This window comes from Criibacterium bergeronii (assembly GCF_001693775.2).
Classification (GTDB): Bacteria; Bacillota; Clostridia; order Peptostreptococcales; family Filifactoraceae; genus Peptoanaerobacter; species Peptoanaerobacter bergeronii.
Genome location: NZ_MBEW02000004.1, coordinates 109,884 through 134,429 on the forward strand (window position 1 = coordinate 109,884; position 24,546 = coordinate 134,429).

General features: G+C 33.6%; 18 protein-coding genes and 1 pseudogene. 7 read left to right on the plus strand and 12 right to left on the minus strand.

Annotated elements, in window-relative coordinates:
• The first annotated feature begins 159 nt into the window (after nt 1-159).
• A complete protein-coding gene (locus BBG48_RS03155; protein ID WP_068912837.1) occupies nt 160-1,650 on the plus strand; it encodes a C69 family dipeptidase in 1,491 nt (496 codons plus the stop codon).
• Between the two features lie 88 nt (nt 1,651-1,738).
• Here BBG48_RS03155 and BBG48_RS03160 read toward each other — a convergent pair whose 3' ends face one another.
• The 3 genes from BBG48_RS03160 to BBG48_RS03170 all read right to left on the minus strand — a co-directional run bounded on the left by BBG48_RS03160 (nt 1,739) and on the right by BBG48_RS03170 (nt 4,020).
• On the minus strand, nt 1,739-2,797 hold the full coding sequence (locus tag BBG48_RS03160) for an acyltransferase (RefSeq protein WP_068912677.1): 1,059 nt from the start codon (nt 2,795-2,797) through the stop codon (nt 1,739-1,741).
• 162 nt (nt 2,798-2,959) lie between these two features.
• The gene (mscL, locus tag BBG48_RS03165) at nt 2,960-3,364 is read right to left on the minus strand and encodes a large-conductance mechanosensitive channel protein MscL (protein WP_068912678.1); all 405 of its coding nucleotides are present in this window, start codon (nt 3,362-3,364) and stop codon (nt 2,960-2,962) included.
• Nucleotides 3,365-3,645: 281 nt separating this feature from the next.
• Nucleotides 3,646-4,020 (minus strand): rhodanese-like domain-containing protein, encoded by a 375-nt coding sequence (locus BBG48_RS03170; protein WP_068912679.1) that lies wholly within the window; start codon nt 4,018-4,020, stop codon nt 3,646-3,648.
• Nucleotides 4,021-4,280: 260 nt separating this feature from the next.
• On the opposite strand from BBG48_RS03170, the gene BBG48_RS03175 reads away from it, so the two are divergent.
• The 4 genes from BBG48_RS03175 (at nt 4,281) to BBG48_RS03190 (ending at nt 9,831) form a co-directional block, all read left to right on the plus strand.
• A complete protein-coding gene (locus tag BBG48_RS03175; RefSeq protein ID WP_068912681.1) occupies nt 4,281-5,720 on the plus strand; it encodes a helicase HerA-like domain-containing protein in 1,440 nt (479 codons plus the stop codon).
• Nucleotides 5,721-5,865: 145 nt separating this feature from the next.
• Nucleotides 5,866-6,927 (plus strand): YihY/virulence factor BrkB family protein, encoded by a 1,062-nt coding sequence (locus BBG48_RS03180; protein WP_068912682.1) that lies wholly within the window; start codon nt 5,866-5,868, stop codon nt 6,925-6,927.
• Nucleotides 6,928-7,031: 104 nt separating this feature from the next.
• The gene (locus BBG48_RS03185) at nt 7,032-9,224 is read left to right on the plus strand and encodes a methyl-accepting chemotaxis protein (protein WP_094754396.1); all 2,193 of its coding nucleotides are present in this window, start codon (nt 7,032-7,034) and stop codon (nt 9,222-9,224) included.
• 79 nt (nt 9,225-9,303) lie between these two features.
• Nucleotides 9,304-9,831 (plus strand): ECF transporter S component, encoded by a 528-nt coding sequence (locus tag BBG48_RS03190; RefSeq protein ID WP_068912683.1) that lies wholly within the window; start codon nt 9,304-9,306, stop codon nt 9,829-9,831.
• A gap of 5 nt (nt 9,832-9,836) precedes the next feature.
• On the opposite strand, the gene BBG48_RS03195 is transcribed toward BBG48_RS03190, so the two are convergent.
• Complete coding sequence (locus BBG48_RS03195; RefSeq protein ID WP_068912684.1) at nt 9,837-10,718, minus strand: LysR family transcriptional regulator; 882 nt, start codon at nt 10,716-10,718, stop codon at nt 9,837-9,839.
• 152 nt (nt 10,719-10,870) lie between these two features.
• Between BBG48_RS03195 and BBG48_RS03200 the strand changes: the two genes are divergently transcribed.
• On the plus strand, nt 10,871-11,902 hold the full coding sequence (locus BBG48_RS03200; RefSeq protein ID WP_068912686.1) for a YeiH family protein: 1,032 nt from the start codon (nt 10,871-10,873) through the stop codon (nt 11,900-11,902).
• Nucleotides 11,903-12,060: 158 nt separating this feature from the next.
• Here the strand turns inward: BBG48_RS03200 and BBG48_RS03205 are convergent, their stop codons facing one another.
• Nucleotides 12,061-13,833: a glycoside hydrolase family 3 protein gene (locus tag BBG48_RS03205; RefSeq protein WP_068912687.1), complete on the minus strand. Its 1,773-nt coding sequence runs from the start codon at nt 13,831-13,833 to the stop codon at nt 12,061-12,063.
• A gap of 39 nt (nt 13,834-13,872) precedes the next feature.
• Entirely contained in the window at nt 13,873-14,682 is an 810-nt protein-coding gene (locus BBG48_RS03210) for an HAD family hydrolase (protein ID WP_094754397.1), read from the minus strand.
• 98 nt (nt 14,683-14,780) lie between these two features.
• Between BBG48_RS03210 and BBG48_RS03215 the strand changes: the two genes are divergently transcribed.
• Nucleotides 14,781-16,004 (plus strand): helix-turn-helix transcriptional regulator, encoded by a 1,224-nt coding sequence (locus tag BBG48_RS03215; RefSeq protein ID WP_068912689.1) that lies wholly within the window; start codon nt 14,781-14,783, stop codon nt 16,002-16,004.
• Between the two features lie 201 nt (nt 16,005-16,205).
• On the opposite strand, the gene uxuA is transcribed toward BBG48_RS03215, so the two are convergent.
• The 6 genes and pseudogenes from uxuA to BBG48_RS03245 form a co-directional block, all read right to left on the minus strand.
• The gene (uxuA, locus tag BBG48_RS03220) at nt 16,206-17,276 is read right to left on the minus strand and encodes a mannonate dehydratase (protein WP_068912691.1); all 1,071 of its coding nucleotides are present in this window, start codon (nt 17,274-17,276) and stop codon (nt 16,206-16,208) included.
• Nucleotide 17,277: 1 nt separating this feature from the next.
• Complete coding sequence (locus BBG48_RS03225; protein ID WP_068912692.1) at nt 17,278-18,852, minus strand: mannitol dehydrogenase family protein; 1,575 nt, start codon at nt 18,850-18,852, stop codon at nt 17,278-17,280.
• Between the two features lie 8 nt (nt 18,853-18,860).
• Complete coding sequence (gene uxaC, locus BBG48_RS03230) at nt 18,861-20,249, minus strand: glucuronate isomerase (RefSeq protein ID WP_068912694.1); 1,389 nt, start codon at nt 20,247-20,249, stop codon at nt 18,861-18,863.
• Between the two features lie 174 nt (nt 20,250-20,423).
• Nucleotides 20,424-22,238 carry a beta-glucuronidase gene (uidA, locus tag BBG48_RS03235; protein WP_068912695.1) on the minus strand — a complete coding sequence of 605 codons (1,815 nt, stop codon included), beginning with the start codon at nt 22,236-22,238 and terminating at the stop codon, nt 20,424-20,426.
• A 104-nt stretch (nt 22,239-22,342) separates the two neighbouring features.
• A complete protein-coding gene (locus BBG48_RS03240; protein ID WP_068912697.1) occupies nt 22,343-23,752 on the minus strand; it encodes an MFS transporter in 1,410 nt (469 codons plus the stop codon).
• Nucleotides 23,753-24,325: 573 nt separating this feature from the next.
• Nucleotides 24,326-24,546 (minus strand): annotated as a pseudogene (locus tag BBG48_RS03245) (IS630 family transposase); the annotation flags it as partial.

Consider the following 24,546-nt stretch of genomic DNA (forward strand, 5'->3'; position numbering starts at 1 on the left):
TTTATAAAAAGAGGTTATAATACTGTACTAATAAATTAAATTTAATCTTTTAGTGTATATATGAAATTTGGTGATACTATTATCAAAATATTTGCACAAATATTTTTTCAAATTAAATTTATTTTAATTATGTTACAAAAATATATAATGGAGGATAAGATGAAAAAAAGAATTACTAGTTTTCTTTTAAGCTTGGCGTGTGTCTTTTCTTTAGCCGGTGGTTCATACGCTTGTACAGGATTTGTAGCAGGTAAAAACGCTACAGACGATGGTAGCTTGATAATCGCTAGAACAGAGGATTTAAGCGGAGCAAAAAATAAAAATTTCAAAGTTTATCCAAGAAAAGTTAATCAAGCTCCTGTTAAATTCAAAGATGCAATCGGCTTTGAAATAGAGCTACCAAAGGTAAGTGCTAAATATACTGCTATAGCTGATTCTGAGCAATCAGAAGGCATATATGATGAAGTTGGATTTAATGAATACGGTGTATCTATGTCAGCGACAGTGTCTGCCGGTGAAAATGAACTTGTAGATAAATTTGACCCACTAGTAGAAAATGGCTTATCTGAAGCATCTATAACAACTGTAGTATTACCATATATAAAAAGTGCTAAGGAAGGCGTACAAAAAGTAGCATCAATAGTAGATAAGCAAGGCTCAGCAGAAGGAAATATTTTATACTTTGCTGACGACAAGGAAATTTGGTATATGGAAATATATTCAGGACATCAATACGCAGCAGTAAAAGTGCCTGATGATAAGTATGCAGTAATGGGCAACCATTTTATGCTTGGATATGTTGACCCAAAAGGCAAGGACTCAATTGCGTCTAAAGATTTAATCAACCTACCTCAACAAAAAGGATTTTTAAAACAAAACGATGGCAAATTTCATGCAGCGTTAACCTATGGCGAAGAAATGGGAGATTATGACAGAGTGCGTGTTTGGGGCGGACAAAATAAATTATCACCTTCTAACAAAGTAGACTACAACAAACCTGTATTTGAATTATTCAGAAAAGCTGACAAAAAAATATCTGTAAAAGACGTTATGGAATTACAACGCTATAGATATGAAGACACTGCAAAAAATGCAAATTTGCCTGAAAATAGTAAAGTAAGAGCAATAGGTGCAACAACATCTATGGAATGTCATGTAATCCAAATGAAAAAAGACCTACCAAAGGAAGTAGGCGGAGTAATGTGGCTTGCTATTGCAAATGCTGAACATTCAGTATATCTACCATTTTTTGGCAACATAAATAGCACAATTGAACAATATACAAATGACGCTCAACAGTTTGACCAAAATTCATTCTACTGGCTAATGAGAGGAATTAACGTACTAAGTGCACAAGACAGAGCAAAATTTGGTAAAAATGTAAGAGCTTATTGGAGCGATTACGAAAATAAATTAATTGCTAATCAGAAAGCTGTCGATGCAGAGCTTGTAAAAGTATACAAGGAAAAAGGAAAAGACGCAGCAGCAAAATATGCTACAGAAATATCTGAAAAAACATCTAAAGAAACCTTTGATATAGCAACAAATATTTACAGCGAATTAATGACATATGTAGCTAAAAATGATGGAAAAGTGCAAAAGGACCCATTTATGCCATCATATATGAAAAAAGACGCAAAAACTAAATAGTTGTTGTATAAAAGCTATACTCTCAAGTATATAAAATATAATAACCAAAAAAATAAGTCCGCAACTTGTGGACTTATTTTTTTGGCTATTATATCAAATATTTATTAACTATCGGAATAAATTTCAAAATCAAATATAATATATAGCTTAGTAAGACTACGATAAAAGTAAATAATGGCAGGCTATAGAGGATATTCATAGAAAAATTATTTAAATTAAAGCTATAAAATTTTGCAAATTTCAAAAAAATATCATGGGTTAAAAATATGCTAAATGACGCAAGAGAAATTTTTTCAAAAAACTTTAATCCAAATAGCTTTAGGTCAAGGCTATAAACCAGCTCAAAAAAACCTTTAGAAATTAGTAGTACGCTAAATGACATTCCACCCCAAAAAGTTATGATTACTTGATTTTGCTCCATACTAAGTCTTTTTGTCATAATTAAGGCTAATAAAAAGCCGGCTAATACAGATAGTAAGGCTGAGGCTTTGTTAATAGATTTTGTTTTACTTTTTTGAGAAATGTAATGCCCTAATATGCCGTAGCCTACAGCCGCATAACCCATGGGCATATATACATATTTTGTAAAACCTGCATATTCCTTTAAGAAAGTTATTCTAGAAAATGTAGGTAGACATATACCAAATATTGCCCAAATAACTAAAAATAATTTGATTTCACTTATCTTAGCGTGGTCTAAAAATACCTTGGCTATAGGTGTCAAAAGATAATACAAAATCATTATATGTAAATAATACATTTGATGGTTGTGCCTAAAAAATATTAAATTTTGTATAGCTTTTTCAATTGCAGTTTTTTTTATGACGCTGGGCTGATTATGTAATAGGTAAAGATTTTGAACCTCATAAATTGCAGACCAAAAAAACAGGGCGATTAGTATCCTTGGCAAATATTTTTTAAAAATACTTTCAACAGTGATGTTTTTATTCTCATCAAAAAGTAATACCCCACTGCACATAAAAAATAAGGGGACAGACGGAGATACGATAGTTCTGTAAATTAACAATATATTCCAATCAGGACTTGCAATTGGATATTTATCAATAATAGGTGCAATAGAGTGTATAAAAACTACATATATAATGGCAATTGCTTTGATAAAATCTATTTTATGATTTCTTTGCATATTTGCTCCATTTTTACAAATAATTAGAGTAAAAACAAATTGTTATCTTTTATTAAAGTATAACTAATTATTGGTAAAAAAATCAACTGTATTAACTAAACTTTTACAATATACATAAAAAACCTTAGGTGAAGTTGACCTAAAGTTTTTTGAATTTTGATACTATTTATTTTTTAATAAATCTCTAATTTCAGTAAGTAACAGCTCTTCATTAGATGGAGTATCCTCTGCGACTTCCTCTTGCTTAGTCTTTTTAAGAGAATTCATAGCCTTTATCATTGTAAAAATGCAAAGAGCTATTATTAGAAAATCAAAGACATTTTGGATAAAATTCCCATAATTAACTGCAACCTCTGCAATCTCTTTTTCCGGTATGGCAGGAGATATCACATATTTAAGCTCCTTAAAGTTAACCCCACCGGTTATTACAGAAATCAAAGGCATGATTATATCGTTTACCAAAGATGTGACAATCTTACCAAATGCTCCACCTATGATAACACCGACAGCCATGTCAACAACATTGCCCTTCATTGCAAATTCTTTAAATTCTTTTACAAAACTCATAAAAACTCCCTTCGGTTTACTACGCTATAATTGCTAAAAAATAAATGATAGCATTATTGTAAAGAACATACATTACAATCATTTAAGATACCCACACGCTGAGTTGGCAAACAATCAAAATTATAATAAAAATATTGTGATGTATAAATAAATATTGTCTAAGATACGGGATATAGCACTTATAAGCTACTTAAAATAATTTTATATATGAAAAGATATGGTTTTTGCACCATATCTTTTGTGAAATACAGATTTACTTAAATTTATCAGCTTTAATTACATCATCGTATAACCAGTTCTCCAAATTCATCATTGTAGTCAGATAACCCGCCTGCATTGTATACATACTTAAAGCCGAATTTATTCAGACCATCGACTGCATTTGAGGCTCTTGCTCCGGTTTTACAATAAACTACGATTTCGTCATCCTTTTCGTAGTTTTCATTAATAAAGGATATGTTTTTTACAGGAACATTTATTGCACCGCTCAAGTGTCCCTTATTGAACTCCTCAGGACTTCTTACATCTACAAGCACAACCATTGCGTTTTTATCAAGCATTTTTTTAGCATCTGAAAAAGTTATTGTGTTATCTGACTTTGTGCATCCAGTCATTACAAGCATTAAGGACATTAAAAATAAAAGTAATTTTTTCATAACAAAATCCTTAGTTTTATAATATTAAAATTTGCTCAATTTACAAAAATTAAATCAAGTCAAAATACACTTCATAAATTATAGCTTTTAACTTTTCATTCTATTTTTTGTATATATACCTAAAAATTGGTAAATGAAACCTCTTTCTAAAAGTTTTTGACAAATTTTTGGGTATAAAACATTATATCTAGTTTAATTTTTAATTAAATTGTATAATAAATTGATGTATAAATATTAAAATGTTTATTAGGAGAAATATTATGCAAAAAATCCTATTAGGAAAAGGCGAACAGCCTTGCTACATAAATCTAAATATGTTAAACAGACACGGAATAATAGCCGGAGCTACAGGTACAGGTAAAACAGTCACACTAAAGGTACTGTCTGAAAGCCTAGCACAAAATGGAGTACCTGTATTTTTATCAGATATAAAAGGCGATTTATCAAACCTGATTCAGGCTGGACAAGCAAACGAAAAAATAATAGAACGTGCTAAAAATGTCGGGATAGAAAACTTTGAGCCTAAGGGATTTAATGCAGAGTTTTTTGATGTACTAGGAAAAGCTGGAGTACCAATTAGAGCCAGCATATCCGACATGGGACCGGTTATGATATCAAAGCTACTTGGACTTAATGATGTTCAAAGCGGTATATTAAACATCACATTTAAAATAGCTGACGATAACGGTATGCTACTTGAGGATTTAAAAGATTTAAGAGCTATGCTAAATTATGTAGTAGAGCATAAAGCTGAATACACAAGCACCTACGGTAACATAAGCACTCAGTCAACAGGAGCAATATTAAGAAGTTTACTAGTGCTAGAAGAGCAAGGAGCAAACAACTTTTTTGGAGAGCCGTCCTTTGACATAAGAGATTTTTTTAATCAAGACGAAAATTCCAACGGGATTATAAATATTCTTAATGCAACAAAGCCGTTTCAAAACCAAGGCTTGTATGCTACATTTTTGTTTTGGCTATTATCTGAGCTATATGAAAATTTACCTGAGGTGGGTGATTTAGACAAGCCAAAGATAGTATTTTTCTTTGATGAAGCACATACATTATTTAAAAATAATTCGCCGGCACTGCTGGAAAAAATAGAGCTGATTGTAAGACTAATCCGCTCAAAAGGAGTAGGAATATTTTTTGTAACTCAAAATCCAACAGATATACCCGATGCCATATCCTCTCAGCTAGGCACTAGAATTCAGCATGGACTTAGAGCCTTTAGTCCAAAAGAGCTTAAAGCAGTAAAAAGCATCGCCCAAAGTCTTAGAAGTGACGATGAAGAAAAAATCAAGCAGCTAATCACTAACCTAGGTGTAGGCGAGGCGGTAGTATCTACCTTGAATGATGAGGGCATACCAACCTTTGCACAAAAAATTACCATAAGACCGCCACAAAGTAGCTTTGAAAATGTGGATATATCCGATTTACAATACAAAATTAATAATTCAAGCTTAAATGAAAAATATTTAATGGCAAAGGATAACTACTCAGCCTATGAAAAAATATCAGATATGAAAAAGTCAGAGCAACAAGAATTGTTAAATGAGAAAAAATCTTCTAAAAAATCACAAGCTGTTTCTAGGAGAACTGACTCCGGCATAGATAGATTTACCAAGAATGTCATGTCCAGCATAGGACGAGAAGTGGGCAGACAGATAATAAGAGGAATATTTGGCAACAGAAGATAAATATCGCAAATTATTTTGCAATATAAAATGCAGGCTATCATTGTGATAAACCTGCATTTGTTATTTATATGGTGTTTATTTATCTGTACTGAGGATATTTATAAACTAGGTTAAAAAATAAAAATTAGAAAACAAGGATATAAGTATGGATAAGAAAAAACAGTTTATAAAAGATTTTAAGACTGCATATACTGAGGGTGATGTATCTTCAAATGCTGCCAAAATATCATATTTTTTGATATTTGCTATATTTCCATTTATAATCACCCTTTTAAATATAGCCAGCTTTACAGGACTAAACAATCAGTTAATATTAGATAACATCGCCTCAGCTTTACCTACTCAGGCATCTGAAATGGTTTTAGGAGTTATAAATGATATCAATAAAAATAGTAGCGGATTTTTGCTTATATTTTCTATACTATTAGGCGTTTGGTCAGCATCAAGAGGGATACTTAGCATAATACAATCGATTAATGAGGCGTATGAGCTGGAGGAAACCAGAGGCTTTATAAAGATAAATCTAATTGCAGTTGCATTGACAGCCTTTGTATTTACAGCAATCATAGTCAGTATAGTGTTAATGCTCTTTGCAGGCTATATAAATGACGCCCTAGCCAATTTTTTGGGATTGGATTTTGATACTATCAAGCTTATCAATATAGTAAAATATGTAATAATTGTACTGTTACTGGTTTTGGTTTTTACAATGCTTTATAGATTTTCTCCAAACTATGAAACAGCACAACCACATAGCATAAAATATTCACTACCGGGAGCTGTTTTTTCAACAGTGGTTTGGTTATTAGCATCATTTTTATTTAGCCTATATATAAATAATTTTGCAAATTATAACAAAACCTACGGGAGCATAGGAGGCGTTATAGTAACATTATTGTGGATGAACATTTCAGCCAGCATATTACTTTTAGGCGGAGTATTAAATGCTACACTTAGGAGGACATATTTTAGTCAAGACATCACAACTGCACACAAAAAATTGGTAGACAGAAAAAAAGAAATTGCTATAGCGACAAAGGTTGAGGCATCAAGAATAATTGACTTGTCAATAAATGAAACAGACCAAGAAAGATTAAATGAAAAGCAAATATATAAAGCCAAGCGAACCTCTAAGCCTGAGAGAAGAATAGTTGACGGACTGGAAAAAAAGTGGATATTCCACGATAAAATAAATGACAAAAACTAAGAAAACAAAAGTAAACGATAATCTTTAAACATTATTGTTTACTTTTTTTGATTTTATAGTTATTATATTAAATATATATTATTATTTTACTTAAAGGTGATAGCATGGAAAAAAATGATATTTTAATAGATACAAATCAAGAAAAAACTTCAAAGCTTACAAATGGAAAAAGAAAGCTGACTCAAAGATTAGCATTTAAAATAGCAGCAATCATAAACGTGACCTTGCTAATAGTTTTTCCGTTGATTGCATTTTATAATGCAAGGGTTCTTTACAATGGGGCAGTGGATAATGCGGCACTTACAATACAAAAACAAAATGATGCCATAGCAAGGGATATTGAGGCGTACTTTGACCAAGTAGCTGTTGCAGGGATTTCATTAAGAGAGGCTTTTAATCAACAGCTACAATTGCCTGATGACCAAAAATCTATTAGGACATTGGAGCAAACTTTATTAGCCATAGCTAATTCAAATAAAAATATTCAAGGCATGGGCATATATATTGACAGAGCAGTTATGAATAACTTAGCAGACCCGTCAGGCTCACCTGAGGCTCAAATGGGAAAAGGACAGTTTGCCATCTATGTGCAAAACGACTCAGAAGGTGAAGGGCTTGAAAGAGAAATAGGCAGTGTAGAGGGAGCTACAGATTTATGGTATACAGCTTCAATGGAAACAAAAGAGCCGATATTTACACAAACATACCTAGATGAGTTTACCAATAAACTTATGACCTCTTATGTAGCACCAATAATAATAGACGGAAATAACGTAGGCTTTAGCTTAGTCGATGTGGATTTGAGCAGCCTACAAGATAAATTGCTGGCTATTAAAGAAGGCTTTGAAGGCTCAAGGACTATTTTAGCACAAGACGGTACGATACTTGCCTACGATAATGATGAAAGCCTTATAATGAAAAACGTATTTGATTTAGCACCTAACATGAAGGATATTTATGCTAGAGTAATAGCCGGAGAAACAGTAGAAGAAAAAATATATTCAGAGTCATTAAAATCAAACGCAATAGATATAATTACACCGATACATATTAAAAATTCAAATCAAATCTGCATTTTGGACTCTACAGGTAGCCTAAGAGCAATAATATCTTCAGCTAGAAAAGTAACATTAATTTCAGTGCTTGCATATATTTTGACCATGATATTGATTGCCGGAATAACAATATTTATCGTTAGAAAGTATATCTCTGCTCCACTTGGAATAATCGAAAAAATAATAAATAAAGTTGCACACTATGACCTAAATCTGAAACAAGACGGCAAAGAGGCTGACCGTTACTTAAAAAATAAAGACGAAATATCAGGTATAGTAGGCTCACTTTGCATGACAGTAGATAACCTAAAGCAAATAGTGACTGACATTTCTCAAAATTCACAAACAACAGCAGCAACCTCACAAGAGCTTACAGCAACAGCACAAAACACAGCATCATCGGCTAATGAAGTAGCCAGTGCCGTATCAAACATAGCACAAGGAGCTACATCTCAGGCACAAGATACACAAAATGCTGCAATAGCAGTAGAAAAAACAAATGAAGAGCTTAATAAAATGATGGATATATTGACAAAATTATCATCAGCGACAGATGTAATCACTGTAAAAAAAGATGAAGGCACAGTAATAATTAAAGAGCTGGTTGAAATAACAAAACAAAGCTCAGACGCAGCGGTAGAAGTATCAGACATAGTTTCTCAAACAAGCGTGTCAGCTGAAGAAATATCAAAAGCCAGTGAAATGATACAATCCATATCTGACCAAACAAACCTACTAGCACTAAACGCAGCCATAGAGGCAGCAAGAGCAGGTGAGGCAGGTAAAGGCTTTGCAGTAGTAGCAGAGGAAATAAGAAAGCTTGCAGAGCAGTCCGCAGGATTTACCGAAGATATTAGAAAAACTATTGATAACCTAAAAGCAAAATCTGAAAGAGCAGTAGAAAATATGACAGCAGTAGGGCAAATAGTAAGCAAGCAGACAGAAAAAATAGGAGAAACAGCTAAAAAGTTTGAAGAAATTGCAAACTCAGTTGACCAAAGCAGGGCTGTTGTGTTGGAATTAAACTCTTCATCGAAGAAAATCGAAAAAGAAAACAGCACAGTTACCAGCGTAATAGAAAATCTATCCGCAATAGCTCAAGAAAATGCTGCGACAACTCAGCAAGCAAGTGCATCAGTAGATACTCAGGTACAGGCTATTTCAGATATGTCCTTAGCAAGTGAAAATTTGGCACAGATTGCAGTAGACTTACAAAATGAGGTTTCCCGTTTTCAATTATAAAATTATTTAAATAGTAATGAAAAAAGTCTGAGATTAAACACCTCAGACTTTACAAATTTAAACAGCAAAGGACTTATCTATGGAAAATAATAATACTAGAAAAATGGTTTTAAGTGCAGTTTTTTGTGCATTAGTCTATGTGGCGACTTGGCTTTCAATACCGACACCTCCAATAGGCAATATAAACTTAGGTGACTGCATAATAATATTGTCTGCAAACATACTTGGCGGGCCATGGGCAGTAGCTGCCAGTGCTATAGGGGCAATGCTTTGTGATTTATCAAGTGGATATGGAATGTATGCACCTGCTACATTTATAATAAAAGGGTTTATGGTTGTAATAATTTTATCAGTCCAAAAAAATCCTACGAACAAGTTTAAATCTATTTCAAATATAGGCTTTATACTATCTGCACTTTGTGCGCAAGCCTTCATGGTGTGCGGATATTATTTGTATGAAAGTGTCTTACTGGGACTTGGCAAAGGAGCATTGGCAAATATACCGTTTAATGCTATCCAAGGTGGATTAAATATAGTTATTGCTACCTTGGTATATGTATTAGTGCTTAAAAACGTGGCTCACGTCTACAATCCTTTTGACAAATAATTATTTCAAAAATTTTTCATAATATTGTAAAGCTCTTCCATTTGCTTTGAAAATACACTTTTTTTATTATAAACAAATGTAAAATCGTGTCGTATTTTAAAATCTTTTAAGGGCAATTCCACCAATGTACCTTTTTCGATTTCCTCATTAACCGCCGACTTATATAAAAAAGATATTCCGCAATCATTTTTTACAAGCTCTACAATCATACGCATATTGTCTACTTGTATCAGATTTGAAAAATCTTTGATTGAAATGTTTTGCATTGATAATAGATTTACCAATATGCTTAATGTACCTGAGCCTTCCTCTCTTATTATCAGCCTTTCATCAAGTATATCTATAATCGAATTAATTTTTTTACTAAATTTGTGCTTTGAAGAGCATACACCTATATAATCTTCGGATTTTAAAGGATTTATACTATATTTTTTATCATTCAAACATCCTTCGACTATAGCAAAATCTATAATTCCATTATCTAAATACTCCAATAAAGTTTTAGTGTTTTTATAGTGTATATTAAAATTGGTGGATTTATTGCCTCTTATATACTCAGTTAGCGATGGGAATACCATATATTCTCCGATAGTCTTTGTTACTCCAAAGGCTATTTTTGTTTTTTGCTTTTTCGACTCATTTAACATATTTTTTAACTTGATTTCATCATTGCTAACGGTTTTAAAGGCTGAAAATAATATTTCTCCCGAACTTGTTAAGTGAATATTTTTCTTATCTCTATAAAAAAGCTTTGTATTATAGCAATCTTCTAAATATTTTATGTGCTGAGATACTGCCGGTTGTGATAGGTTTAGCTTTTCAGACGCTGCTGTAAAATTCATATATTCACAAACTGTCAAAAAAGTATTTATTCTAAAATCTAACATCACTGCTTCCTTATTATATATTTTTATATGTGAATTTGTGTCTATTATCATAACAAATTTTTATGTATACATCAATAATTATAATTTTATTTTATGTTACATAGATGGTATAATACATAAATCGTAATTAAAAATATTAAACGGAGGCTAGAATGTCATTTATTAACAAAAATTATAGAGGAATTATTTTATGTATTTTATTATCAATACCTTGTGATATCTTGGGTAAAAAATTTCCTGTTATAGGCGGTCCTGTTATCGCTATATTATTTGGTATGATTTTAAATACATTTATAAAAAACAAAGCACCTTTTGAATGTGGTATAAAATTTACTTCAAAAAAAATTCTGCAATACGCTGTCATACTTTTAGGGTTTGGTATGAATTTGAATGTAGTTATGAATACCGGTAAGCAATCATTACCTATAATTTTACTTACTATTTCAATATCTCTTATCATAGCATTATTTGCAAATAAATTTTTAAACATTAAATCAAATATTGCAACTTTAATCGGTGTAGGTTCTGCGATATGTGGTGGCTCTGCGATTGCTGCAACAGCACCTGTTATTGATGCGGACGAGGAAGAGGTAGCCGGAGCGATTTCAGTTATTTTCTTTTTTAATGTTTTAGCTGCTTTACTATTTCCAAGCTTAGGAGCTTTTTTAGGCTTTGATACAACATCAGGTGAGGCATTTGGGATTTTTGCAGGCACTGCCGTAAACGATACTTCTTCTGTAACTGCAGCAGCCTCTACATGGGACGCAATATATAATTTAGGAAGTCAGACACTTGATAAGGCTGTAACTGTAAAATTGACAAGGACTTTAGCTATTATACCGATTACGTTGGCTTTGGCTTACTTAAAGACAAAGCAATCAAAAATAAATGAAGATGGTAATTTTTCAATAAAAAAGATTTTTCCGTTTTTTATCTTGTTTTTTGTATTGGCAAGCATTGTTACGACCGTAGCTATAGACATGGGCGTATCCATAGCTGCGTTTAAGCCTTTCAAAGAATTATCGAAGTTTTTTATCATAATGGCTATGGTGGCTATAGGTCTTAATACAAATATAGTAAAACTTGTTAAAAATGGCGGTAAGTCCATTATGCTTGGTATGACTTGCTGGATTGGTATAACTATAACTACTTTGATAATGCAGCATTTACTTGGAATATGGTAATACCTAATAATACTATGGAATAAGTATCAATATATTTATTTGGTATTGATTTTTACAGCTCTATAGTTATAAATTACCTTAGTCGAACAATTTTTGATTTTATTAGAATACTGTCACAAAAAAATAGAGCCGGCGGCTCTATTTTTAATTGCATAATTTTATATAAAAGTATCATCAAATCCGCAGTATGCGTCTACAGGTGATACTCCTTTGAATTGTGATTTTCCTTCCAATTTTTCCATTAAGGACTCAAGAGTTTCCTTTTTGCCGTCATAACAGTTGATGTATGTTTTAACTTGTGGTACGTCTGCTAGGTGATATGGAGATTGTACTGAAACAAATATCGTAGGTATTTCGTTGATATAAAACGGTATATCGGGTGTGCCCTTGCTTGCCGGCCATACTATTCTTTGGTCTGTACCGGGATTTACATTTGCTATATTGATTATAAGGTCATAGTTGTCTGTAAGCTCAGATATTGGTCTTTTTTGTGCATATACGTTTCTGATTGCCTCTAGCATTTCTTCTTCAGGTAATTTCATAGCTTTTTGTGCAGGAGATTCGTAGATGGATACGTCAAAGCCTCTTTGTTTCATTATATTTTGGAATTTGTCTATTGCTTTTTCATCTTTACCGGCTACTACTTTGCCAAATCCGCCTTCAACGCCTTTTACTTCTACTAGCAATACTCTTTTATATTTTTCAGGTGTGATTGGGAAGATATCTTCTTTGCTTTTAACTAATGTAATGGCTTTATCGGCTACTTCTTTGAATATCGCCACGTTTTCAGGTAAGCCTATCTGTTTTAAGGCATCTTCTTTTGGCATCAAGAATTTTTCTTTGTCATTTATTTTGTGTAAGCCTAGCTTAGCTTTTATCCCAAGTGTTCTTGTTATAGCCTCATTCAATCTTTTTTCTGAAAGTATTCCGTTTTTATATCCATCCATCATGTAGCCGAAATCTTCGTCAGGATCATTGAAGAATAAAAACAAGTCGCAGCCTGCCTCTATAGATGTAGGTAGTGCTAGACTTCTTTTCATAGCGGCTGTCATACCTACCATGTGAGAGGCATCGGTCACTACTAAGCCGTTAAAGCCGAGTTTACCTCTTAGTAAATCTGTAATAAGTTCTTTAGACAAAGTAGCAGGTAGTGCATTTTCTCTTGGGTCTTTGTCAGGGTTGAAATATTTTTCATAAGCCGGCATCTGTATATGTCCTGCCATGATTGCACCTAGTCCGTTGTCTATCAAGCCTTTATATACTTTTCCGTAAGTTTTATCCCAATCATGTGTGGAAAGTGTGTTTGAGCTAAATGATAGATGCTGGTCTCTTTCGTCTATGCCGTCACCCGGGAAGTGTTTTGCTGTTGCAATTATATTTTTTTCTTGCAGTCCTCTCATGTATTCAAGTGACATTTCAAGCACCTTGTCAGGGTCACTGCTAAATGACCTTCTGGAAATTATTGGATTTCTCCAATTGCTCATGATGTCGACTATTGGAGCAAATGCCCAGTTACAGCCTATTGCTGTAGCCTCTACTCCTGATACTCTGCCCATTTCATAGGAATATTTTTTGTCATTTGTAGCTGCGATTTTTACTTCAACACCTATTTCTGTACCATCTATGCAAGCTCCATTACCTCCTGCCTCTGTATTGGTTGCGATTAATACTGGCACTTTGCTGTATTTTTGCAAATAATAGTTTTGGTCATATACTTCACTAGCTGTTGATGGGTTGTATCTCACTCCTGCTATGTGATATCTTTGTACCATATCTTTTAGGTATTCTTCGTCTTTTGATGAACCCATGTTTATGAATAGTTGTCCGATTTTTTCTTCTAAGCTCATGCTGTCAATGGTGTCTTGCACCCATTTTATGTCATCTTCGTTTAGATTAAAAGGTTTTTTTGTTAAATCTACGTTATTTACCATCTTATACCTCCGCATTATAATTATTTAATAGATACAATTTTACTGTAGTGAGTTATGAAATTCATCAAGCAATTTATTTTGGTAATCTTGGTCAAATTTTCCGTCTAATAGGTCGTCAAATACTATTTCTCTTAATTTTTTCCAAGACTCATTTTCTTTTTTTGTTATTATCGGATAAAATTTTACTCCATTTTTAAATGCAGCCTTTTCATCACCTGGAGCATCTCCAACCATTAATATGTTTTCTTTTTTGTAGCCTTCTTCTATTACTTTTGATATTGCAAACTCTTTTGTGCCTTCTTCTTGTCCAAATACTTCACAGGTGTATTTTAATAGTCCGTGTCTTTCCCATTCACTACTTATTGCACCCAAATTTGCGGAGGAAACCACAATTATGTCAGCCTTGTCTACAAATTTTTCAAAAGTGGGCAATACTTCATCAAATGGCTTGTCTTTACCGGTTAGCTGCTCATGTATGCCATCATTGACAGCTTTTGACCATTCTATGGCTTTTTTTATGCCTTTATCCGGAGCTTTTTCGTACTGCTTTTCTAGTGCAGCTGCTGAAAGTACAGGTGAGTTGTCTACAAATTCATTAAATGCTCTAGTGTCAACTATATTCTCTCCATTTTTAATTGCATTTTCAAGAGCCATTTTAAGCCCTTTAAATCTGTTTATACCTCTAGTTTTTGAGTAAAGATTGACTTTATCCCAATGCTCTAAAAATTTCTTTGTATTTTTAATGTCGAAATAATCAGCTGCTAGTGGTCCAAAAAACAGCTCATGTTTTACTGTCATTGTGTCCATAGCACAACCATCTGAGTCAACACAGATAACATAATTTTTCAAATTTGTACCTCCGGTTTACATAAAATTATAGTTTGACAAATATCGCATATATATTTATATTTAACTTAATCTAACTTTTTTATTTAAAGGTGTATGATATGAATTCAGTTTTATTGATAGAGTCGATGTTTAAATGTCACCTAGACCTAGATATCCATTTTTTGAAAACTCCTGATGACAATGTTGTAATCGACAGGGGGTTTAGAGAGGCAGTCTTTTCTAAAAATAAAGATTTCGTTAAGAGTAATTTTAGCGAATTGTTTCGATTTTTAGAGTATAAAAACCTGCACATAATGGAAGACAACTATAAACTTCAGTATATGTTTTTTAAAATCAAGCAGGCATCATGTGACTGCTATGTAGCTATTGGCCCATACTTGGGGCAATATATTTCGCAAGAGGATATTAAAAAGATTTCAAGAATTAACAGTATACCAAGCAAGGCTTTTGATTATCTGAAAAATTTTTATGGCAGTCTGCCTGTCATGATGGAAACAAAGGTAATTCAATCAGCGTCAAACCTGATTAAACACTATTTTGAAGACGAGGGTGACTATAGCCTGCAATATATCTCAGCTTTCCCAAGTGAAAGGGAAAATTTTTTGGATGAGCTTGACGCTGAGGAGTCACAAGCTGCTATTGATAGTATTGAAAAGAGATACTATAATGAAAATCTTTTATTAAGAGATATTGAAAGAGGAGATTTTAAAAATGCGTCTGAGTCCTTGGCAAAGCTAATGTCTATTTTGCCAAATTCTGAATATTTAGACGACTACGAAAAGTTCAAGACCAGCATGACTATTTCTAACGTTTTGCTAAGAAAAAGTGTCGAAAAAGTTGGTGTGCATCCGTATTATATTGATAAAATCTCAAGAATGTTTGCAGAAAAAATCCAATCCTCAAAAACTAAAAATGACTTAAAAAATTTAGGTTTTGAAATGACTAAGAGTTATTGTGACATTGTAAACAGTTTTAGAATTAACTCAGCATATTCTCCTGTAATAAAAAATGCAATAAGATGTATTAATACAAATATTAACAAGCGGATTTCGCTTTCTGACATATCTGAGCTTTTAAATATCAACAAAAACTATCTTTCCTCACTTTTTAAAAAAGAAACCGGCATGACTGTCACAGAGTATTCCCTACGAAAAAAGATGGATATGGCAAAGGAGCTGATAGATACTACGAATCTACTGATATCTGATATCGCCATACTTGTGGGTGTCGATGATGTCAGCTATTTTACTAAGTTGTATAAAAAAGTTTTTAATACAACCCCATCAAATTATAAGGCATCAATGAAAGACAGCCTTAAATGATTAACTATATTTATTATAAAATAAGATGGTATTTCACGTTAGAAATAATTTCAGTATTAATGGTAGAATTTTAACTTTAGAAGGCTATATTTTTATTTTATAGCTTAATGAAGTTTTAGTATCAAGTAATCCAAAATGAACCGATTTATATTGCACAAAAAAGGCAAACCCTGAGGTCTGCCTTTTCTTTTTATATTAGTCTTATTTATCCTGATGCTCAAGTGCCTCCCATAGTCCGTTTAGATATGCTAGGCCAAGTGCTCTGTCATATAGTCCGTAGCCTGCTCTGCCTTCTTCGCCCCATATCATCCTGCCATGGTCAGGTCTGATATAACCGTCAAAGCCGTTGTCATAAAGTGCTTTCATTATTGCATACATATCTAGACTGCCATCTCCTGTAAAGTGAGAAGATTCGTAAAATTTTCTGTCGCCTTCAAATTTTATATTTCTTACGTGAGCACAAGCAATCCTATCTTTTTTTGCAAACTCTGCTATTATTTCCGCTACGTTGTTGTTTGGCTCAGAGCCGATTGAGCCTGTGCATAGGCAAAGTGAATTTGCCGGTGAGTCAACTAAGGCTAATATTTGTCTTAATTGCTCAGGAGTGTGTGATATACGAGGTATACCAAATACAGGCCACGCAGGGTCATCCGGATGTACTGCCATGCGTATACCAACTTCTTCGCAGGTCGGGATAATTTCTTCTAGGAAATATTTATAGTTTGCACGAAGTTTATCTTCGTCTATATTTTTATATATTTCTAAAACTTTGTTAAGCTCAGCTAATCTTTCAGGCTCCCATCCGGGTAGTGTAAGATTTCCTGCTCCTTGGAGTGTTTTATTAACTAGCTCTTGTGGTGTAAGTCCTTGTATGTCTTTTTCGTCATAAGAAAGAGTGTTTGAGCCGTCAGCTAAAACGTGTCCAAGGTCAGTTTTTAGCCAATCAAACACCGGCATGAAGTTGTATACTACTACCTTTACTCCCGCTGCTGCTACATTTCTTAGTGACTGCTTGTAGTTTTGTATATATTTATCCCTTGTTGGCAAACCCATTTTTATATCTTCATGAACGTTTATGCTTTCAATGACTTCTACTTCCAGTCCTGCTGCGTGAGCTTGGTCTACATATTTTTGGAATATATCTTTATCCCAAACCTCTCCTGCCTTAAAGTCATTTACCATTATCATAAGTCCTGAGCAGTTTGGTATTTGTTTTATATATTTTAGTGATATCGGGTCATCGTTGCCGTACCAGCGAAATGTCATTTTCATATTATTTTTCCTCCAATGCTGCTTTAATAGTTTTTCTTACACTGCCGCTGCCCTTTAGCATTTGTGCAAGATATTTTTTTACTTTATCAGCCAAGCCTATTTCTACTAGGTTTACTCCGAAAATCGTGCTGTTTGTAAGCAGGCTTTCTATTGATGAAACGTCCTCTTGTCCGATTTTTAAATTCTTTACCTGTTCTTTTAATGTTTCATTCAGTGGGTCAGGGGACATTTCAAATGAATTTCCTTCGTCATCGATTTCAAGTAAATATCTTATCCAGCCTGCCTGAACCAATGGGATTAAATCAAGCTTTTGCACTTCATTTTTTTCTACATATTTTTTGATTGTTTCACCAAAACGCACTGATAATTTTTGAGATGTGTCTGTAGCTATTCTTTGCGGAGTGTCAGGCATATATGGGTTTGGCAGTCTTATTTCCAGCACTTCCTTTAAAAATGCTTTTGGTTCAATTATTTTAGGGTCTACTACTACAGGCAGACCTTCGTCATATCCGATTTTAGTTACTAATTTATTTAAATCTTCGTCTTTCATTTCAGCTGATATTGATTTATAGCCAAGTAGACAGCCAAATACCGCCAGTGCTGTATGAAGTGGATTTAGACAAGTTGTTAATTTCATTGTATCAACTTTGTCTACGGTTTTTCTGTCTGTCACATATACACCTGCTTTTGCTAGTGGTACAGAGCCGTTTCTAAAGTCGTCTTCTATAACTAAGTATTCGGCTGTTTCACTATTTACATATGGTGCTATGAATGTGTTTTTGCCGGTTACCACATGACCTATATCTTCTATGCCATGCTCATTAAGGTATTTTTCTATGACATCAGCAGGTCTTGGGGTGATTTTATCTATCATCGTATTTGGGTAGCCTATATCATTTTCCAAATATGATATAAAATCTGCATCAACAAAGCCGTTTTCTTTCCATGTGTTTGCTATTAAAAGTATAGTTGATTTTAATTTATCTCCGTTTTTGGAGTGGTTGTCTAGTGATAATAGGGTAAGTGGAGTTTTTGAAGATGTGTATCTTTTTAATAACATCGCTGTTGTGATGCTCATCAGATGCGATGCAAAATCCGGACCTTTTTCAAAATCTGATTTTACATTTGGGAAATATTCTCCGGCTCCGTTTTTAAGTGAATATCCTTTTTCTGTTATTGTAAAGGAGGCTACTTTTAAATTTTTGTTTAAAAATATTTCTTCTATTCTTTTTTTATCAGTCGAAAGCTTTAACGCCTCTGCAAGGTTGCATATAAGTCTAGTGGAAAAATCTCCGTCTTTGTCTAGTGTGACTGACAGTGAAAGGTTGTCGTATGGTGTGTATATCTTGTCTATGATTTCTTCGTCAAAGGTTTCTACTACGCTTATACCTCTGTCAAACCCATATTTAATTGTATCTTCTATAACTCTTGCTATATAACCTCTAAATATATTCCCTGAACCAAATGCTACCCATTGAGGGTCTTGCAGAGAATTTTTTCTAAGCTTTTCAACATCATAATCTAAACACTGAACTTTTTTTCTTAACTCATTAAGATTTGCTAAACTTAATTTCATGAAACCTCCTAAAACTTAAAATAATCGATGGCATTATTATAGCAAATATTTTTTACTGTAGTTGAAAGAATATTCATATCTTTTGGTACAATATTATCTTCTGCCCATCTGCCTATTAGGTTGCATAGCACTCTTCTAAAATAATCGTGTCTAGTATAAGATAAAAACGACCTTGAGTCCGTAACCATACCTACGAATTGTCCAAGCAGTCCGAAGTTTGCATAAGCTTGCAATTGCTCTTCAATACCTGTCCTTTGGTCAAAGAACCACCACGCTGTACCATGAGACACTCTGTTTGGCACTGATGCCTTGGCAAAGTTGCCCATTAGCGATGAAAAGACAGTGTTATCCCTATCATTCAGGTTATATAAAATAGTTTTTGGCAGGCTGTCGTCTTTGTCAAGATAATCTAAAAATTCATTTAAATCTCTTGCCATGTCAGCATCACCCATAGAGTCAAACCCGCTGTCAGCACCCAAGCTGTTGAAAGCTCTAGTATTGGAGTTTCTGAGTGCTCCTATGTGCATTTGCATAGTCCAGTTTCTTTTTGCGTATTCCTTTGATAAAAATACATTTATATAACTCATAAAGTTGACAAATTCTTCGTAGTCTAGCTCCTCATCGCTTAACTTCTTTTTAAAGGCTAGCTCTGCCATAGCTTTATCAGGTGATATGAAGTAAAATTCTTCAAAGCCGTGGTCGGATAATTTGCAGCCTTTATTTGCAAAAAAATCTATACGATTTACAAGTAGGCTGGTAAATTCGTCAAGTGAGCTGACTTTTTTGTTTTCTGCTTTTTCTAATTTTTCTACCCAAGCAGTAAAGTCGTCTTTGTCTATTCTAAATGACTTGTCGGCTCTAAAGGTAGGGAAGACTTTTATTTTAAAGCTTTCATCATTTTTTATTTCTTCGTGATATTTTAAATCGTCTGTCGGGTCATCGGTTGTGCATATATGAGTTACATTAGATTGCTCCATCAGACTTCTTGTAGTAAGTGTTGGCACAACCTTATTTGCTTTTTCCCAAATCTCAGGTGCAGATTTTTCTGTCAAAAGCTCGTCTATGCCAAAATATTTCGACAATTCCAAATGCGACCACTGATAAAGTGGGTTGCCTAATGCTTTATCCAAAGTTTTTGCAAAGGCTAAAAACTTTTCGTAGGGCTCAGCGTCACCGGTGATATATTTTTCGTCTATGCCGGCAATCCTCATAGCTCTCCATTTGTAATGGTCGTGGGATAGCCACATATCAGAAATATCTTTAAATCCGTTGTTATGTGCTATTTCCTCTGCCGGTAGATGGCAATGATAATCGCATATAGGTAAATCCTTTACTTGCTGGTATAATTTTTTCCCTGTTTCATTATTTATTAAAAAACTGTCGTCAATAAATGGCATAAAAACCTCGCTTTCATATTAATTTTTTGTTTATTTTTATAAATACCCAAAAATTTTATAGAATATTTAATTGTAGTAGTAATTAATCTTCAAAATATACGGGCGAACAAAGTTCGCCCATATAGTAGAAAAATCAAGTATTATATCAAATGTTAGTATAACTTAAAAAATTTATTAGTTTTTACTTTTGTAGCCAAAATCAGGTATATTTGTCCATCTTTGTCTGAAATAATGTGCTGCTAATTTTGGCTTTCTATCTCTAGTAAAGAGACCTTTTTTATTGCCCTGTATTCTGAGTAGGCTTTGGCTTGTGGCAAAGTCGGCAAAGTTCCATGGTTGCTCTCCGATTACAATGTCATATTCGTCAAAGACTGCATTGTTTTCTTTATAATATTCTAATTGATATTCTTCAGTGTACATGACCGGAGTGGTGTCGTGCATACCCATAACTGTGTCTGCTCCGTATTCTGTAAATATGATTGGTTTTCCGACTTTTACCCATTTGTCCAGCTCTTGTCTCAAATCGTCCATGGAGTCTTTTATATTTGGACCGCCAAAATACCAGCCATAGTATCTGTTTAAGCAGATTACATCGGATAATTTTGCGGATACATCTTTATTTGGGTCATTTGCCATCTGAACGCTGACTAGTGTGCATGGTCGTTTTTGTGGGTCAAGCTGTCTTGCAAGGTCATATAGTGGGGCGAAGTATTCGTATGCTCCATCAGAATATGAGTCAGGCTCGTTAGCTATAGACCAAATAACTACGCAGGCGTGGTTTTTGTCTCTTTTTATTAAATCCCTTATGACATCTCTGTGATGCTCGTGAGTTTTTATACCATGTTCTTTGTCAAATGTGCCGACTTTTTGACCGTTAAAGTTTGCTCCTCCGCCAAAGTCGAGGTTTAGCCCTACAGCAGAGGTCTCGTCTATTACTACAAAGCCTTCTTTGTCACATAATCTCATCATTTCTTCGCTGTATGGATAGTGGCTGGTCCTAAAGCTGTTGCATCCTTGCCATCTCATTATTGATAAATCTTTTATATTCATTGGCTCGTTGAACCCTCTGCCATTTGGGAAGGTGTCCTCGTGCTTTCCATAACCTTTGAAATAAAATGGTTTGCCATTTATCAAAAATTCTTTGCCCTTTACCTCTACAGTTCTAACTCCGTAGGGTAGGGTGTATTCGTCTTGCCCATAGGTCACTTTTATATCATATAGGTAAGCGTTCATAGGCTGCCATAGATTTACATTTTCTATTACAAATTCTGAGCTGTTTCCTGCACATTCTGCAACCTTGTTGCCGTTTTCATCATATACCTTAAGCTTTGCAGTAGCTTGTCCAACTCCGATTACGTTGTACTTTATTGTCGCATTGTTGTCTAAGACTGTCGATACAAATTCTAAATCTTCGATGTACTCCTTTGGTGTGGTGTATAATCTAACGTGTCTTATTATACCTGCGTAATTGAAAAAGTCAAAGTTCGGATTATTTTCTTTTTTCTTGGATGGTTTAGCTCCAAACCCTGCGGAGGCATTCATTATATTTGATTTTCCACCTACAGGCAGAGTTGTATAGTCGATTACATTATCTACTGCCACTGTCAATAGGTTGTCTCCTGCATTTGCAATATCTTGGATTTCTACTTCAAACGGTAAAAATCCTCCTTTATGCTCAGTAATTAGCTTGCCATTTAAGTATACTTTTGCATGATGAGCAACTGCATCAAACCTTAAAACTAATCTCTCATGCAATAAATTTGCAGGTATAGATAGATTTTTTTGATAAAAAACATATCCATAGTGGTCTCTAAAATCTACCCCTTCTTTTAAATCATTATACGAAGCCGGCACTGCCATAGTCATTGGCTGCTCCAGCTTTTTTTCATACCATTTATTTTCAAAGCCTTTGCCGTCATCCAGTTTAAAATCCCATACTCCATCTAAACTGCTTACCATTCTTGAACTCGTTAAAATTGGATATAGCATAATTCCTCCTGTAAAACATATTAATAAAGACGAAGATTTTTTAACTAATTAACCAGTCAAAAAATCTTCAATTAACAAAAGTCTATATTTAATTTAACAAATATTTATTTAGCTGACAATTCTCTTTTAATTCTTAATATTTCTGCATTTTCATCAACCCTTTTCTTGCTAAGAGGATATATGAAAGTCAGAGCTAAAGCAAGTAAAGCTAAAACTATCGCAGGGAATAAAGTAGTGATATCATATATACCTTGTAATACTGCCGGGTCATTGGCTGTAGCTTTTGAGTAACCAATAGCTGCTAATAGATATCCTGTAACACCTGATGACGCAGCCTGACCCAATTTTCTTGCGAAGGAATAAGAACCATATATAGTACCATCGTCTCTGCTACCTGTTTTTACTTCGATATCATCAATGACATCTATTATCATTGCCCACACAACTATATTAAATACACCTATACCAACCATCATTAGAGCATAAAATGCAAACCATAGATTTACATCAGTTATTTTCATAAAGTAAGCAACAAAGCCTGCGGCAGCTCCAAGAACTGCACCTATAGCTGATATTTCCTTTTTACCTAAAGCACCGGATAGTTTTGGTGTAACAGTCGTTAAGCCTAAAACTAAAAATGTAGCTAACAAAGTTGCCTTAGACATTGCAGTAGCATCTTTAAAATAATTTGGGTAAATATAGTTTGACATACCCAAAAGACCAAGGTTTACTAATAACAACAATATTGCACATAAAATTAAACCAAGAAGAGCTCTTGATGACACCATATTCTTAAACACATCAAGTACAGAAGAAGTTTCTTCATTGTCATTAGCTTTTTCTATTTTTACTCTTTCAGTTGTCCAGTTTAAGCATAATATATAGCAGATAATTGCAAGAACCGAACATACTAATGCAAAAATCGCCATTTTTTCACCGGAAAATACTACTTCACCGGCTGCGTCTTTGTAATAAATTATAAGTGGTCCAATTACACCGATAGCAAGCTGAGCAAATTGTGCTCCCATAGTACGGAAAGAGGATAGCTGAGTTCTTTCGTCAGGCTTGTCAGTAATAGCTGAAGCCATAGAACCATAAGGAATATTTACACCGGTATAACAAATACTGCCCCAAAGAAGATAAGTTACATACATCCAAATAGTCTTAAAAGGCATACTCATATCCTTAAACCACACCGGATATAATAAGAATGAAGCTAGAGCCACCGGACCCATAAATCTTCTAATCCATCTTTTGAACTTGTCACCCTTATCAGCAGTCGTCTTGTCTACAATTCTACCCATGCCTATGTCAGTAAAAGCGTCAACTATTCTGGCAAGCAACATCATAGTACCAATGGCAGCCGGACCGACTCCCATAATGTCTGTGTAAAATTTCATCAAAAAAGTAGATGATAGTATAAATGTAAAGTCATTACCAAAGTCACCAAACATATAACCTATCTTATCTTTTATACCAAAACTTGGTAAATTCTTGGCTCTAGTTTTATCCATTACAACCTCCTAAAGTGTATTAAATTATTTTTTATCAATGATATGTTACCATAATCATTTTGTTTATAGTGGGAAATATTTCAGGTTCTTTAGGAATATTTTCAGATGTATTAAGATTTTATATTTTTAAGGAAAAAATCTAAAGTTCTTAGAAAGTGAATCTGACAAATCAATACTATTAATATAGCAATCGCTGATATGTTTAATATTGTTATACCATTAAAAAATCTGAGAATTAAAAATTAGGAAATAATTCTCAGATTTTACTTATTTGAACACATTTTAAAATTAGATTGCTATTTTCTTGACATCAATACTACGGTCTCAACATGGCTAGACTGGTCTGAATTGAAAAAAATTAATATTTTCTAATTTTGACATTGTTGTAAATATATAAAAAAATCACTTTAATCTTGATTATACTATCCTAGTTATCTGATAAAGTGAGACTGTGTAAAATTTTGTGTATATAAACCTCCTGATTAGTGTAAAGAAAAACTGGTTAGGAGGAATTTTTATGCCAAGAAAAAGACCGGAAACAAAAAAGAAGTAATACTAATCTCAAATTAAAAGTTAATATATTTTTCTAATCCATTCTCTGAGAGTTATACTCTTTACCATACTTTTTGTTACTTTATTTATTGTTTCACACAATCTATCTATTACATCATTTAATGAGTTAAATACTTCATTTTTAAATCCGATGGAGCGTATTTGCTTCCATATCTGTTCTATTGGATTCATTTCCGGGGTGTATGGTGGTATGTGCGTTATTACTATGTTTTTTGGTATGT